The organism is Actinoplanes sp. URMC 104 (assembly GCF_051386375.1).
Classification (GTDB): Bacteria; Actinomycetota; Actinomycetes; order Mycobacteriales; family Micromonosporaceae; genus Actinoplanes.
Genome location: NZ_JBPQTO010000002.1, coordinates 1,149,719 through 1,163,350, shown reverse-complemented (window position 1 = coordinate 1,163,350; position 13,632 = coordinate 1,149,719). Strand labels below are relative to the sequence as shown.

Genomic DNA, 13,632 nt, shown 5'->3' with positions numbered 1-13,632 from the left:
GACGTTCCTAGACTGCGATCACCATGGTACCGATACGCGGCATCCTCGTCCTCGCCCTGCTGGGCGTGCTCTGCGGTTGTTCCGCGCCCGCCTCCGCGCCGCCCGCGCCGCCGCCCTCGGCCAAGGTCGGCTTCGGCGGCCCCGACCCGTCGCCGCCGCCCGCCGCGCCGGTCGACGAGGCGATGTTCCGCACCCCGTCGAAGAACATCGCCTGCGCCCTGACCCCGTCGAACGTGCGGTGCGACATCGTCACCAAGTCGTGGCGGCCGCCCGACAAGCCCGCCGACTGCGATCTGGACTGGGGCAACGGCCTGGCCATCAGCGACGGCGAGGCGACTCTCACCTGCGCCGGCGACACCCTGATCGGCACTTCGGAGACCACCCTCGCGTACGGCGATGCCCTGCGCTCCGGTTCCGTCCGCTGCGACAGTGCCGACACCGGACTGACGTGCAAGGACGAGAAAACCGGCCACGGTTTCACGCTCGCCTCGGCCGCATACCGCGTCTTCTGAGCCTCGGTTTTGTCGTACCCCCGTCCTAGGGTCGACGGCATGGCTAGCTGGCATGAGATCGAAAAGGACGCACCGGCCTTCGCCGAGCGGGTGAGGGCTCTCTTCGACGCGGGCACGAACAAGACGATCGCCACCCTGAGACGCGACGGCTCCCCCCGCATCAGCGCCACCGAGGCCGGCTTCGAGGACGGCGAGCTGGTGTTCGGCATGATGGCCGGCTCGATGAAGCTGCGAGACATCCGCCGCGACCCTCGGCTGGCCATGCACTCGCCCACCCTCGAGCCCCCCAAGGACAACCCCGAGTCCGGCCCCGGCGACGCCAAGCTCTCCGGCGTGGCGGTCGAGCTGCCCCATCCCCCCGACTGGCCCCACGGCGACGACTCCGGCCTGTTCCGCGTCGACATCCACGAGGTGGCGCTGACCTATGTGGGCGTCCCCGCCGACCACTTGGTCATAGAGTCCTGGCACACCGGAAGGGGCTACACCCGCCGAACCCGCAAGTGACCCATCCCCGTCCCGCGCTGCGGTCCGGTCGCCCGCCGGTCCCGCAGGCCTACGGTTCCCGCGGCTGACCCGCTGCCCTCGGCTCAGGTCAGCCGCCGGCCGTACCGGCTGCCGGTCTGCCGCGCGCTTGGCGTCTTGCTGGCGGCTGCCGTCCGTCCTGGGCGGCAGTGCGGTGTACTGCCTGCGAGCGCTGGCTTGGCCCGCGGTCGTCCTGCTTGCCGTCTTGCTGGCGGCCTGCCGTCCGTCCTGGGCGGCAGTGCGGTGTACTGCCTGCGAGCGCTGGCTTGGCCTGCGATCGTCCCGCTTGCCGTCTTGCTGGCGGCTGCCGTCCTGGGCGGCAGTGCGGTGTACTGCCTGCGAGCGCTGGCTTGGCCTGCGGTCTTCCCGCTTGCCGCCTTGCTCGGCGCCGGTATGTGTCCGAGCTGGTCAGGCGGTTGCCTCCTCACGACACCATCTCGTCGACCGGGCGCAGCGGGCCCCGGTCCAAGCCGGGCTCCAGCGCCGGCTTGCGGGCTCGTGTGGCTACGGGCGGGTGAGTTGGAAGCGGTCGGCTGGGTGGACCGTTTCGGTGCCGTCGGTGGCGGTCACGACCAGCACCGGAACGCCTTCGCCCAAACGGTATTTGCGGCGCTCAGCGTCGGTGGGCATGCGGGCACTGGCGCGTTCCCCGCGGGCCAGCGCGATGAGCTCGATCGGCTCCGGCACACGGACGAAGGTGCCCCGCGGCCGGTCGACCGTCACCAGGCCCTCGGTGCGGAGCTGGCCGATCGCCTGCCGGACGGTCGTGCGGCTGATTCCGTACTCCTGCGCCAGGCGCAGCTCACTGGGCAGCGGCTCCCCGGGCCCCAGCTCCCCGGACTCGATCTGGTTGCGGAGCAGGTCAGCCAATTGGCGGAAGACCGCACGGTCCGCGGAAGGATCGATCATGGCTTCCATTCTACGTGACCACGATGCTCCATCGTATTGTACGTACGAAGCCACGTCGGTATGATAGCCATGCCGCACTGAGAAGGCCGAGCTTGATCGGGCGGCAGGGCGGGCGGCGGTCAACAGCCGCAATACGAGGTGCGTAAGCACCCACGTGACGGCCACGTCGTCGCCCGTTCTTCCGCTCCCCGGAGCGGCCCCGAAATACCCATTCGCGCAACCGGTCGGCCATTGCTCACGCCAAGGGCGAGACACCGCCCGCCGAATGGCCAGGCCGCGTGCACGGTGGGCCCGGCCGATCGGCGCGGTGGGCCAAGGCTGGGCGGCGCGGCAGTCCTAGACGTCCGCGGCGCTGATTTTTGCCGAAGCGCTGGCCATCGCAGTCGTCGGCAGCGGGAAGACTCGTCGACCAGCCGCATTGCAGGGGAGCAGTCGGTCCGATCCGCGCGCTCGAGCAAGGGCGAAGGGGTGACGACATCACGATCCAAAAGCGACCCGCTGCCGACGACCGCGGCGCCTATTCGTTTCGAGTGTCACCGCGCGAAAGTTGGTTCAATTGCTCAACGGACTTCAGGTCAGTGCAGTCGGCTCCCACATCGCCGTCCTGAGGCGCGGAGGGACGCAGCCCGCTCAGAAGCGTTTCCGGCGATGAACCGCGTCTGATCGGCAAGTACCCGTGCTGGGGCGGTGTAGCTCGGTGCCCGAGCGCCCGGGTCGGCGAGTATCCACGATGCGGTGGTTCGAACCGTTGCCCGTACGCCAAAGCAGGCGAGTGTCCGGGGTCGCGGTGGTGTGAACGGCCGCCCGTGCGTCAAAGTCAGGCAAGTGTCCGGGCTGTGGCGGTGCGAATGGCTACGCGTGTGCCGAGGCCGGCGAGTGTTTGGCTTCGGCGGGGCGAACGGCTACGCGTGTGCCGAGATCGGCAAGTGTCCGGGCCCTCGTGGGGCGAACGGCTGCCTGTGCGCCATGGTTGGCAAGTATCCGAGCTGCCGATCGAGTGGTCACTCGCGCGACGGCCCAAGTTTGTGAACGGTTGCACGTACGCCGTGATCGGTGAGTATTCGATCTGCGGTGTGAACGGCTGTCTGCGTGCCGGGTCCGGCGAGCATTCGGGCCGCGGTGGTGTGAACGGCCATCCGTGCGCCGGGGCCGGCGAGTATTCGGGCCGCGGTGGTGTGAACGGCCGCCCGTGCGCCGGGGCCGGCGAGTATCCGAGCCGCGGCGGTACTAACCGTTGCCCGTGCGCCAAGGCCAGCAGGCATCCACGCCACGAAGGTGCAATGGCGAATATCCGGGCCGGGGCGTGCAAGTGGGCGCCGGAGGTGGGTCGAGACTTCGGGTGAGCGTTGGTCGGCGGTCAGGCTGCGGCCTTTATCTGGAGGTTGGTGGGCGGGGCTGCGACGAAGTCTCGGCGTTTGCCGCTGCGGGAACTGGTGGCGGGCCTGCGGGACCAACTGACGAAGCGCTCGAAAAGGTTCGTGGATGGGAGGCGGCTGATGGTGGCCAAGTCGTCGAGGGCGTCGTACATCTGAGCCGTCATGTAGATGGTCAGCACGGACGGGAAAGCGTCGAACTCCTCGAGCATCTGCTCTTTTGCGGCGGCGCACGGCCACGGCCTACCGCAAGCGATGCAGTCCCACTCGGGGCGGTTGTTCAAGTGCTCGGGTGGTGCCGGCGGCTCGGGTGGGAGGCGGCGCCGGGTTTCTCGCAAAGGCTGAGCGTTTCCGGTGCGCCGGTCGGGACGCGACGCCGCGCGTGCCGGCATGTCGGGTGGATCTGTGTGTGTCATAGCGGTTCCCCCAGAGCGAGTGCCATGGGTGATCGCGGTGCAGAACTGGCCAGTGGTTGAGGATGGGCGTCGCGCGGGCCAGGAGCCACCTGGGTCGCGCGAGCCTCGAACCGGCTCGGAGATGCGGCAGACGGATCACCAATGGTTGAGGTTGATGTGGTGGTAGGCCATTTCGGGCCGGCCAACGGCCGGGCGGGCTGTTGCGAAAGGTAGGCGCCGGGAGGCGTCGTGTTCGGGCCGGTCGACGGCCGAGTGGGCGATTGCGAAAGGTGGGCGCCGGGAGGCGTCGTGTTCGGGCCAGCCGACGGCCGGGTGGGCTGTAGCGAAGAGCCGGCGACGGGGGACGTCGCGGGCGGCGGGCTCGGCCGCCGTCGGTGGGAATGTGATGACGGCGGCCGCCCCCGATGGTGCGGATGGCCTGGACGAGACCGGGCAGCGAAAGGTAGCTGTCGCCCGGCGGCTTCTGGGGTCTCCTTGCCGGAGAGTGGAGCCGCCGGGCAAGCAGCGTGACAGGAAGGTGGGATCGCTCTCCCTGTCGCCCGGACTCTGTGGGATATCGGCCTGGTGGTACCTCCTTTCCGTTGACGGTGCGTGCGAGGGCGGGGAAAGGTCGGTCGACGAGGCGGCGCGGCGCGGCGGGAACGGCGGCGGCACGGCCGGGAGCCGGGCGTCGATGCAGGGAGCGGCGAGGCCGCAGCTGCACCGGCGCCACAACGACCGCCACGTGCGTCGATGGCTCGGCCCGAGAGGAACCAGCCGAGTAGTCGCGCGACGCCTAGTCATGGGAACAGTATAGATGACACACGACTAGCTGTCTCCTAGCAACTTGATGATTGACTAATAGTCTCGCGCCTACGGTCGATCATGTGGCAGCGAAACCGATCCGGCTCATGGGGGCGCACGAGATCCGCATCCGCCTGGGTGGGGTGAGCCGGCAGCGCGCGTACCAGATCACGAGCCGCGCCGACTTCCCCAAGCCCGTCGCCGACCTCGCGCAGGGCAAGGTCTGGGCGACCGACGACGTCGAGGCATGGATGAAGGTCCACCGCCGCGACCTGGACGACGCCGAGGACTGACCCTCCCGGCGCCGTGCGCACGGCACCGCGGGCGACCGACCGCAGGGGAGAGGCGCCCGCTTTTGTGCTGCCCGCACCCACTGCGATCACCGCTTCCGCGCCAGGGTCACGCCGTCCCCGCGGCGCTCGACCAGACCGGTCAGCTCCAGCAGGGACAGTCGCCTGAGCACCGTCCGCAGGTCCAGCCCGGCCTTGGCGGCGAGCTCCTCCGGCGTGGCGGTCCCGCGCCTCGGCACCGCCTCGAGCAGCAGGGCCGACTCGTCGTCCAGGGCGTCGCGCCGATGCTCCGGGCCGCGCGGCGGGTCGGCCGGGTACTCCCCGATGCGCCCCACCGTCTCCAGTACCTGCGCCAGGCCCGTGACCAGCGTCGCGTCCGGCCGTTCGCGCAGCAGCTCGTGACAGCCGACGGACATGGCCGACGTGACCGGTCCGGGCACCACCATCGCCGGCCGCCGCAGCGCCAGCACCCGTCCCATCGTCTGGATCGCGCCGCTGCGGGCCGCCGCCTCGACCAGCACCGTGCCGGCCGTGGCGGCCGCGATGACCCGGTTGCGAATCAGAAACCTGTGCTTGAGCGGCTCCGAGCCCGGCGGCCACTCGCTGATCAGCAGGCCCGACTCCGCGATCTGCTCGAACATCGCCGAGTTGCCCACCGGATAGGGCCGGTCCACCCCGCACGCGAGGACGGCCACCGTACGCCCACCGGCCGCCATCGCCGCCCGGTGAGCAGCCGAGTCGATGCCGTACGCCCCGCCCGACACCACCGTCCACCCATGCGCCGCCAGCCCGTACGCGATCTCGGTCGTCACATGGGTGCCATAGCCGGACGCCGCCCGCGCGCCCACCACCGCGACCGACCGCTCCAGCGCCTCGCCCAGCGGCCACGGCCCGCGCACCCAGAAACACAGCGGCGGCCGTACGTCCCGATCGACCTGTCGCGGCGCGTCCAACGAGAGCGTCGCCAGCGACTCCACCCGCGCCGGCCACTCCTCGTCGGACGGCACCACGATGCGCGCGCCCAGCCGTTCCGCCCGCCGAAGGGTTAGGTCCGCCAGTCGCCGCGGATCGAGGGTGGCCGCCTTGGCCAGCACCCCGGCCCGTAGCCCCCCGTCCGGTAGGTCGCCACGCAGCAGCCGCGTCAGGGTCGCCACCGCTCCGTCCCGCTGCACCAGGGACCAGACCGTGCGATTCCCGGGCTCCGCCAGCCACGTGAGCGTCACCCGAGCCGCGCGGTCGGCGTCATCGGCAGAGGAGAAGGAAGGAAAGGCAGGCGAGGGGGTGGTGTTCGCCGGCGGGTCGACGGCGAGTGAGGCAGAGGCGGGCGAGGGGGTGGGCTTCGGCGGCCGGGCGCCGGTGGGTGAGGCGGAGGTGGGCGAGGCGGTGGGCTTCGGCGGCCGGGCGCCGGCGGGTGGGGTGGAGGTGGGCGAGGGGGTGGCGCTCGCCGGCGGGTCGACGGTGGGTGAGGCAGAGGCGGGTGAGGGGGTGGGCTTCGGTGGCCGGGCGCCGGTGGGTGAGGCGGAGGTGGGCGAGGCCGGCGACAGCGAGTCGGACGGCGTATCGGACGGGAGAAGCTCGGGCCGGGCGTCGGACGAGAGAAGAGAACGGCCGGGGCCCGAAGAGGGGACGGCGGGGGAGGCGGGGGAGAGCGGCTCATCCACGGACATCACCCATTCGCAGCTGCATGGCCTCGGTCACCTCGGCGTGGCCCGGGTGGGTGCCGCCGTCCAGGTCACAGATGGTCCAGGCCAGGCGGAGCACTCGGTCGTAACCCCGCGCCGACAGCAGGCCCCGGTCCAGGGCGGCGGTCAGGGCGGCGGTGTCGGTGGCGGGCAGCCGCCAGGGCGCGCGCCTGAGCACCGGGCCGGGCACCTCGGCGTTGACCCGCCAGCCCTCGAACGACCACCGGTCGGCGGCGGCCGCGCGGGCGGTGGCGACGCGCTTGCCGACCTCGGCGGACGAGGTGGCGGGCACCGCGGCGGTCGTCAGCTGGGCGGCGCTCAGCGGGGTCAGCGTGAGCCGGATGTCGATGCGGTCGAGCAGCGGACCCGACAGCTTGGCCAAGTAGCGCCGCCGCGCCAAGGGCGGGCACGTGCAGTGCTGGTCGCCCGCGGGGGAGGCGCACGGGCAGGGGTTGGAGGCCAGCACCAGCTGCACTCGGGCCGGGAACTCGGTCGTGCCGCGGGCGCGGGCCAGCACGACCCGGCCGGTCTCCAGAGGCTGGCGCAGCGCCTGCAGGGTCGCCGTGGGGATCTCGGCGGCCTCGTCGAGGAACAGCACGCCGCGGTGCGCCAGCGACAGCGCCCCGGGCCGGGCGAGGCCGCTGCCGCCGCCGACCAGCGCGGCCGACGACGCCGTGTGGTGCGGGGCCTGGAACGGCGGGCGCCGGATCAACTGCCCGTCGGGCGGTAGCACGCCCGCGATCGACTGGAGCGCGGTCACCTCGAGCGCCTCGGCGTCGTCGAGCTCGGGCAGGATCGACGGCAGGCGCTCGGCGAGCATGGTCTTGCCCGCGCCCGGCGGCCCGAACAGCGCGAGGTGGTGCCCGCCCGCGGCGGTCACCTCCAGCCCGTAGCGGCCCAGCTCCTGGCCCGCGACGTCGGCCAGGTCGGGCCCGGCCGGCGGCGGCGCGGAGTCGGGCGGCGGCGGCGCGAGCAGCGGTTCGCCGTCGCGCACGAAGGCGACCAGCCGGCGCAGGCTGTCGACGGCCTGCACGGTGATGCCGGGCACCACGGTCGCCTCGCGCGCGTTGCCCAGCGGCACGATCACCCGGGTCAGCCCCACGCCGGCCGCCGCGGCCACCATCGGCAGCACGCCGCGCACCGGCCGTACGGCCCCGTCGAGCCCCAGCTCGCCGAGCACCGCCACGCCCTCGAGCGCGCCGGCCGACAGCTCGCCGGCGCTCGCGAGCAGCGCCGTGGCGATAGCTAGATCGAACGCGCTGCCCTGCTTGGGCAGCGCGGCGGGCAGCAGGTTGACCGTGATGCGACGGTTGGGCCACGACTGGCCGGAGTTGACCACCGCGGCCCGCACCCGGTCGCGGGCCTCGTGCAGCGCCGTGTCGGGCAGCCCGGTCAGCACCACCGCGGGCAGCCCCTGGGACAGATCGGCCTCGACCTCGACGAGGTGACCGGTCACCCCGAGCAGCCCGACGCAGAGAACACGTGCGTAGCTCATGCCGCGGCCCCGCTCAGAACGCCGCGCGGATGTGGGTGACGCTGCCGGCGCCGCGCGGGGGCACGAGCACCTCCACCACGTCGAAGCGGATCTCGTGGGGGCGCACGCCCGCCTCGGCGAGCCACCGCACCGCGAGCTGCCGCAGCTTGCGCACCTTGCGATAGGTGACCGCCGCGGCCGGGGTGCCGAAGCCGCCGCCGCGCCGGGTCTTCACCTCGCAGAAGACGATGTCGTCACCGTCGCGCAGCACGAGGTCGACCTCGCCGTCGGGGCAGCGCCAGTTGCGGTCGAGGACCACGAGTCCTTGCTCCTGCAGGTGCCGGGCCGCGACCTTCTCGCCGTACGCCCCCACCGCCTGCCTTTGCGTCGTCATGCCGGACAAGGTGGCCCGGCGGCGGCCGCGGCGCATCCCGCCCTGCCAAGATCTGTGGACGGAGCGCGACTGTGGAAAACCGCACTGTCACCGTCCAGGTGTGTTATGGGCTCACCGCTGGCGCCGGTGCACCGGGTCACTTAAGTTTCGACATCGTGGATGGACACCGATACGCCGACGACCCCGAGCCGACCTGGTATTCCGGGGGCGGCCAGTACGCCCGATCGACCAGCTCGGAGGTCTCGGGCTCCATCCCGGCCGCCACCCCGTACGACTCCGGCATCCACGAGCGGCCCAGCGGCGCCTTCCGCCTGCCCGAGCAGCGGCCGGCCGCGCCCGCGTACGACCCGGTGACCACCTCGGGCAGCCACGCCCGCACCGCCGAGCCCGAGCCGCGCATCCCGGTCCGCGGCCCCGAGTACCCCACGATCCGCCCCACCAGCGACCCGGTGGCGCCGCCCGCGGAGGCCCGCGGCGCCGTGGCGCAGCCGACGACGCTCGTGCCCCCGGTGCAGCCGAAGAAGGACCCCGACCCCGTCTATCAGGGCCGCCGACCGGTTTCGTCCCTGCTGGTCGCGCTCGTCACGCTCGTCCTGATGATCCCGGTCGTCCGGCTGCTCCTCGAGGCGACGTTCACCGCGGACCCGACGCCCCGCGCGGTCGTCCCGGCCGTCCTGCTCACGCTCGGGTTCACGCTCGCCGGCATCGGGCTGTTCTCGGTCGCGCGCGGCGGCCCGGTGACGCGCGACACCTGGCTGCGCCCTCCCGCGGCGTACCTGCCGGTGGGTCTGGTCCTGCTGCTCGCGGCCGGCCTGGCGGTGGCCTAAAACCCGCGGAAGCCCCCGCCGAAGCTTGGCGTATGCTGGTTGACGGCGACCGCCCCGTGCGGTCGACCTCGCGCGCCCTCTGCCAGGTTCCTCACCGACCGGCAGCGACGGCCCTCCCTGGTCTCGATCATCTCGGGTCCGACTGTGGCCGGCGACCGGGCGCCAGGACGCTCGCCGCCGGCGAGCGTGACAACCAGGGACTGCAGGGAGTAAACCCACCATGGCCGTCGTGACCATGCGTCAGCTGCTGGAGAGCGGTGTCCACTTCGGGCACCAGACCCGGCGCTGGAACCCGAAGATGAAGCGCTTCATCTTCACCGAGCGTAACGGCATCTACATCATCGACCTGCGCCAGACGCTCGACTACATCGAGAAGGCGTACGCGTACGTGCGGGACACCGTCGCCGAGGGTGGCCACATCCTCTTCGTCGGCACCAAGAAGCAGGCGCAGGAGGCGATCGCCGAGCAGGCGACCCGCGTCGGCCAGCCGTACGTGAACCACCGTTGGCTGGGCGGCATGCTCACCAACTTCCAGACCGTTTACAAGCGGCTGCAGCGGATGAAGGAGCTCGAGGCTCTGGGTGACCTGACCGGCACCGCCGCCGGGTACACCAAGAAGGAGACCCTGCAGCTCTACCGCGAGAAGACCAAGCTCTCCAAGACCCTCGGCGGTCTGCGGGACATGACCAAGACGCCGTCGGCGATCTGGGTCGTGGACACCAAGAAGGAGCACATCGCCGTCGACGAGGCCCGCAAGCTGGGCATCCCGGTCATCGCGGTGCTGGACACCAACTGCGACCCCGACGAGGTCGACTTCCCGATCCCGGGCAACGACGACGCGATCCGCTCGGCCGAGCTGCTGACCAAGGTCATCGCCGCTGCCGTCGCCGACGGTCTGATCGCCCGCTCCGGCCGTGGCCGTGGCGGCGCCGACGAGAAGCCCGAGCCGGGCACCGTCGCCGCCGGCGAGCCGCTGCCCGAGTGGGAGCGCGACCTGTACGAGGGCGCGGAGAAGAAGGCCGAGGACGCTCCTGCCGAGGCTTCGGCCGCGCCCGTCGAGGAGGCCCCCGCGGCCGCCGCTCCGGCCGCTGCCGCCACCGCCTCGGCCGAGTAAGTCACCGACGAACCTGACATCGAGAGAGAGTCATGGCTAACTACACCGCCGCGGACGTGAAGAAGCTCCGCGATCTGACCGGTGCCGGCATGATGGACTGCAAGAAGGCGCTCGACGAGGCCGAGGGTGACTTCGACAAGGCCGTTGAGTTCCTGCGCATCAAGGGCGCGAAGGACGTCGGCAAGCGGGCCGGCCGCACCGCGGCCAACGGCATCGTGAGCCACTCCGGCAACGCGCTGCTCGAGCTCAACTGCGAGACCGACTTCGTCGCCAAGACCCCCGACTTCGTCGCGCTGGGTCAGCAGCTGGTCGAGTTCGGCGAGCAGAACAAGATCGCCGACGCCGCCGCGCTGCTCGAGGCCACGCTGCCCAGCGGCAAGACCGTCGCGGACACGATCCAGGAGTACTCGGCCAAGATCGGCGAGAAGATCGTCCTGAACAAGTTCGTGATCGTCGACGGCACCGTCGCGGTCTACCTGCACCGCAAGGCGCAGGACCTGCCGCCGCAGGTGGGCGTCCTGGTGTCGTACACCGGCAAGGACGACGAGGCCGCCGACGCGGACGCCCGGGGCATCGGCATGCAGATCGCCGCCATGCGCCCGCGCTACCTCACCCGCGAGGAGGTGCCGGCCGAGGTCGTCGAGTCCGAGCGCCGCATCGCCGAGGAGACCGCCAAGGAGGAGGGCAAGCCCGAAAAGGCTCTGCCCAAGATCGTCGAGGGCCGGGTGAACTCCTTCTTCAAGGACTTCGTCCTGCTCGAGCAGGCGTCGGTCGTCGACAACAAGAAGACCGTCAAGCAGATCGCGGACGAGGCCGGGCTGACCCTGACCCGGTTCGTCCGGTTCGAGGTCGGCCAGGAGTAAGCGGGCCGTCACTGGTGTGAGGAGGCCGGCTACGCGATTCTGCGTCCGGCCTCCTTCTCCCATAAGGTCTCTGCTGAGCATGGAAGAGGAAGGCGGGTCTCATGACGATGGTGACCGAACAGGCAGTTGCGGTTGACAGTCCGGCCCCGCCGTCCGCACGGCCCCGCCGGGTCGTGCTGAAGCTCTCCGGCGAGGTGTTCGGCGGCGGCGCGGTCGGCGTCGACCCCGACATCGTGCAGGGCATCGCGCGGCAGATCGCCACCGTCATCCGCCGGGGCATCCAGGTCGCCGTCGTGGTCGGCGGCGGCAACTTCTTCCGCGGCGCCGAGCTGCAGAAGCGCGGCATGGACCGCAACCGCGCCGACTACATGGGCATGCTCGGCACGGTCATGAACGGCCTGGCCCTCCAGGACTTCCTGGAGAAGGAGGGCATCGAGACCCGCGTGCAGACCGCCATCACGATGGCCCAGGTCGCCGAGCCCTACATCCCGCTGCGTGCCATCCGCCACCTCGAGAAGGGGCGGTGCGTCATCTTCGGCGCCGGCGCCGGCATGCCGTACTTCTCCACCGACACCGTCACCGCCCAGCGCGCCCTCGAGATCCACGCGGACGTCGTGCTGATGAGCAAGAACGGTGTCGACGGCGTCTACACCGCCGACCCCCGCATCGACCCCGATGCGCGCAAGCTCGACACCCTCACCTTCTCCGACGTGATCCAGCAGGGCCTGCGGGTGGCCGACCAGGCCGCCTTCAGCCTCTGCGAGGAGAACGACCTGCCGATGCTGGTCTTCGGCGCCCAGGGCGACGACACCATCGTCCGCGCGGTCAGCGGCGAGAAGATCGGCACGCTGATCACCGCCTGAAGCCACCCACCGTCCGCACCACCGAGGAAAAGCTAGGAGGCGAGAAGAGCCGGTGATCGACGAGACTCTCTTCGAGGCCGAGGAAAAGATGGAGAGCGCGGTCGAGCACGCCAAGGAGGAGTTCGCCGCGATCCGTACGGGGCGGGCCACCCCGGCCATGTTCTCCAAGATCGTGGTGGACTACTACGGCGCGCCCACGCCGATCACGCAGATGGCGTCGGTCGGCATCCCGGAGCCCCGCATGGTCATCGTGAAGCCGTACGACGCGTCGCAGCTCGGCCCGATCGAGCGGGCCATCCGCGACTCGGACCTCGGCGTCAACCCCAACAACGAGGGCAACCAGCTGCGCATCCACCTGCCGCAGATGACCGAGGAACGCCGCCGCGACATGATCAAGGTCGCGCGCAGCAAGGCGGAGGAGGGGCGGGTCGCGATCCGCAACGTCCGCCGCAAGGCCAAGGAGCAGCTCGACCGGCTCGTCAAGGACGGCGAGGCGGGCGAGGACGAGGGCCGCCGCGCCGAGAAGGAGCTCGACGACACGACGCACAAGTACGTGTCGGTCGTCGACGAGCTCGTCAAGCACAAGGAAGCCGAGCTGCTCGAGGTCTGATGTCCTACCTCGATCCGCGTGCCGGGCGAAGCGCCGGCGACGACACGAGCGCGCCGGCGCCGCACGCCTACGGCGTGCCCGGTCAGGCCTGGCACGCGGGCGAGGACGTCCCGACGGGGCAGCTCCCGGCGGTTCCGCACAAGGGGCGCAGGCGGGCCAAGGGCCGCGCCGGGCGCAACCTGCCCGCCGCCATCGGCGTCGGGGTCGGCCTGGTCCTGACCGTTCTGATCTCCCTGGTCATCTGGCCGGACGCCTTCCTGGGCGTCATCGCGCTGGCCTCCGCCGTCGGCGTGTACGAGATGGTGCGCGCCCTGCGGGCCTCCGGCGCCGACGCCCCGCTCATCCCGCTGATCGCAGGCTCGCTGCTGATGACCTGGCTGGCCTGGCGCGACGGGCCCGACGCGCTGCTGCTCGGCCTGGTCGTCACGGTCGCCGCCGCGGTGATCTGGCGCATAGCCGACGGCGTGGCCGCCTTCCGCCGCGACGCGGTCGCCAGCATCCTGATCGCCGTCTACGTGCCGTTCCTGCTCGGCTTCGGCGTGCTGCTGCAGCTTCCGGACGCGGGCGAGGACGGCCGCTGGCGGGTGCTGTGCACGCTGCTCGCCGTCGTGCTCTCCGACACAGGCGGGTACGCGGTCGGCGTCTTCCTCGGCCGGCACAAGATGGCGCCGTCGATCAGCCCCGGCAAGACCTGGGAGGGCTTCGCCGGCTCGGTGCTCTCCGCCGCCGTCGGCAGTGCCCTGCTGCTGTACTACCTGCTGGAGATCCCCTTCTACTGGGGCGCGCTGTTCGGCGCGGTCCTCTCGGTGGTGGCGGTCGCCGGCGACCTGGCCGAGTCGATGCTCAAGCGCGACCTCGGCGTCAAGGACATGAGCCACCTGCTGCCCGGTCACGGCGGCCTCATGGACCGCCTCGACTCCATCCTTTTCGCGGTCCCCACCGCCTACCTGCTCTTCGCCCTGATCGGGGCGAACACGTGAGCGGCAGGCACGCCCCCGAG

13 protein-coding genes and 1 pseudogene are annotated in these 13,632 nt (G+C 71.4%); 9 read left to right on the top strand and 5 right to left on the bottom strand.

Annotated elements, in window-relative coordinates:
- Positions 1-23 precede the first annotated feature (23 nt).
- Positions 24-512 (top strand): DUF6636 domain-containing protein, encoded by a 489-nt coding sequence (locus tag ACSNN8_RS06350; protein WP_436647525.1) that lies wholly within the window; start codon positions 24-26, stop codon positions 510-512.
- A 39-nt stretch (positions 513-551) separates the two neighbouring features.
- A complete protein-coding gene (locus tag ACSNN8_RS06345; RefSeq protein ID WP_436647524.1) occupies positions 552-1,016 on the top strand; it encodes a pyridoxamine 5'-phosphate oxidase family protein in 465 nt (154 codons plus the stop codon).
- Between the two features lie 522 nt (positions 1,017-1,538).
- Here the strand turns inward: ACSNN8_RS06345 and ACSNN8_RS06340 are convergent.
- Complete coding sequence (locus ACSNN8_RS06340; protein WP_436647523.1) at positions 1,539-1,943, bottom strand: winged helix-turn-helix domain-containing protein; 405 nt, start codon at positions 1,941-1,943, stop codon at positions 1,539-1,541.
- 1,357 nt (positions 1,944-3,300) lie between these two features.
- Complete coding sequence (locus tag ACSNN8_RS06335; protein ID WP_436647521.1) at positions 3,301-3,528, bottom strand: hypothetical protein; 228 nt, start codon at positions 3,526-3,528, stop codon at positions 3,301-3,303.
- Between the two features lie 1,094 nt (positions 3,529-4,622).
- Between ACSNN8_RS06335 and ACSNN8_RS06330 the strand changes: the two genes are divergently transcribed.
- A complete protein-coding gene (locus tag ACSNN8_RS06330) occupies positions 4,623-4,808 on the top strand; it encodes a DNA-binding protein (protein WP_436649433.1) in 186 nt (61 codons plus the stop codon).
- A gap of 86 nt (positions 4,809-4,894) precedes the next feature.
- On the opposite strand, the gene ACSNN8_RS06325 is transcribed toward ACSNN8_RS06330, so the two are convergent.
- The 3 genes from ACSNN8_RS06325 to ACSNN8_RS06315 all read right to left on the bottom strand — a co-directional run bounded on the left by ACSNN8_RS06325 (position 4,895) and on the right by ACSNN8_RS06315 (position 8,355).
- Positions 4,895-6,028 carry a DNA-processing protein DprA gene (locus tag ACSNN8_RS06325; protein WP_436649431.1) on the bottom strand — a complete coding sequence of 378 codons (1,134 nt, stop codon included), beginning with the start codon at positions 6,026-6,028 and terminating at the stop codon, positions 4,895-4,897.
- Positions 6,029-6,458: 430 nt separating this feature from the next.
- Positions 6,459-7,982, bottom strand: coding sequence for a YifB family Mg chelatase-like AAA ATPase (locus ACSNN8_RS06320; protein WP_436647519.1), 1,524 nt, complete (start codon positions 7,980-7,982; stop codon positions 6,459-6,461).
- 13 nt (positions 7,983-7,995) lie between these two features.
- On the bottom strand, positions 7,996-8,355 hold the full coding sequence (locus tag ACSNN8_RS06315; RefSeq protein WP_436647518.1) for a YraN family protein: 360 nt from the start codon (positions 8,353-8,355) through the stop codon (positions 7,996-7,998).
- Between the two features lie 155 nt (positions 8,356-8,510).
- Here ACSNN8_RS06315 and ACSNN8_RS06310 point away from each other — a divergent pair, with 155 nt between their 5' ends.
- The 6 genes and pseudogenes from ACSNN8_RS06310 to ACSNN8_RS06285 all read left to right on the top strand — a co-directional run.
- On the top strand, positions 8,511-9,182 hold the full coding sequence (locus ACSNN8_RS06310; RefSeq protein WP_436647517.1) for a hypothetical protein: 672 nt from the start codon (positions 8,511-8,513) through the stop codon (positions 9,180-9,182).
- A 220-nt stretch (positions 9,183-9,402) separates the two neighbouring features.
- Positions 9,403-10,296 (top strand): 30S ribosomal protein S2, encoded by an 894-nt coding sequence (gene rpsB, locus ACSNN8_RS06305; RefSeq protein ID WP_436647516.1) that lies wholly within the window; start codon positions 9,403-9,405, stop codon positions 10,294-10,296.
- 32 nt (positions 10,297-10,328) lie between these two features.
- Positions 10,329-11,159 (top strand): translation elongation factor Ts, encoded by an 831-nt coding sequence (tsf, locus tag ACSNN8_RS06300; RefSeq protein ID WP_436647515.1) that lies wholly within the window; start codon positions 10,329-10,331, stop codon positions 11,157-11,159.
- Positions 11,160-11,260: 101 nt separating this feature from the next.
- Complete coding sequence (gene pyrH / locus ACSNN8_RS06295) at positions 11,261-12,022, top strand: UMP kinase (protein ID WP_436647513.1); 762 nt, start codon at positions 11,261-11,263, stop codon at positions 12,020-12,022.
- A 52-nt stretch (positions 12,023-12,074) separates the two neighbouring features.
- Positions 12,075-12,632, top strand: coding sequence for a ribosome recycling factor (gene frr / locus ACSNN8_RS06290; RefSeq protein WP_436647511.1), 558 nt, complete (start codon positions 12,075-12,077; stop codon positions 12,630-12,632).
- A gap of 101 nt (positions 12,633-12,733) precedes the next feature.
- Positions 12,734-13,612: pseudogene (locus ACSNN8_RS06285) on the top strand (phosphatidate cytidylyltransferase); the annotation flags it as partial.
- Between the last annotated feature and the right edge of the window lie 20 nt (positions 13,613-13,632).

Bases quoted from the DNA above. Each gene is read 5' to 3' on its own strand.
- ACSNN8_RS06350 (WP_436647525.1), top strand. From the start codon at position 24: ATGGTACCGATACGCGGCATCCTCGTCCTCGCCCTGCTGGGCGTGCTC.
- ACSNN8_RS06345 (WP_436647524.1), top strand. From the start codon at position 552: ATGGCTAGCTGGCATGAGATCGAAAAGGACGCACCGGCCTTCGCCGAG.
- ACSNN8_RS06340 (WP_436647523.1), bottom strand. From the start codon at position 1,943: ATGATCGATCCTTCCGCGGACCGTGCGGTCTTCCGCCAATTGGCTGAC.
- ACSNN8_RS06335 (WP_436647521.1), bottom strand. From the start codon at position 3,528: ATGCTCGAGGAGTTCGACGCTTTCCCGTCCGTGCTGACCATCTACATG.
- ACSNN8_RS06330 (WP_436649433.1), top strand. From the start codon at position 4,623: ATGGGGGCGCACGAGATCCGCATCCGCCTGGGTGGGGTGAGCCGGCAG.
- ACSNN8_RS06320 (WP_436647519.1), bottom strand. From the start codon at position 7,982: ATGAGCTACGCACGTGTTCTCTGCGTCGGGCTGCTCGGGGTGACCGGT.
- ACSNN8_RS06315 (WP_436647518.1), bottom strand. From the start codon at position 8,355: ATGACGACGCAAAGGCAGGCGGTGGGGGCGTACGGCGAGAAGGTCGCG.
- rpsB (WP_436647516.1), top strand. From the start codon at position 9,403: ATGGCCGTCGTGACCATGCGTCAGCTGCTGGAGAGCGGTGTCCACTTC.
- tsf (WP_436647515.1), top strand. From the start codon at position 10,329: ATGGCTAACTACACCGCCGCGGACGTGAAGAAGCTCCGCGATCTGACC.
- pyrH (WP_436647513.1), top strand. From the start codon at position 11,261: ATGACGATGGTGACCGAACAGGCAGTTGCGGTTGACAGTCCGGCCCCG.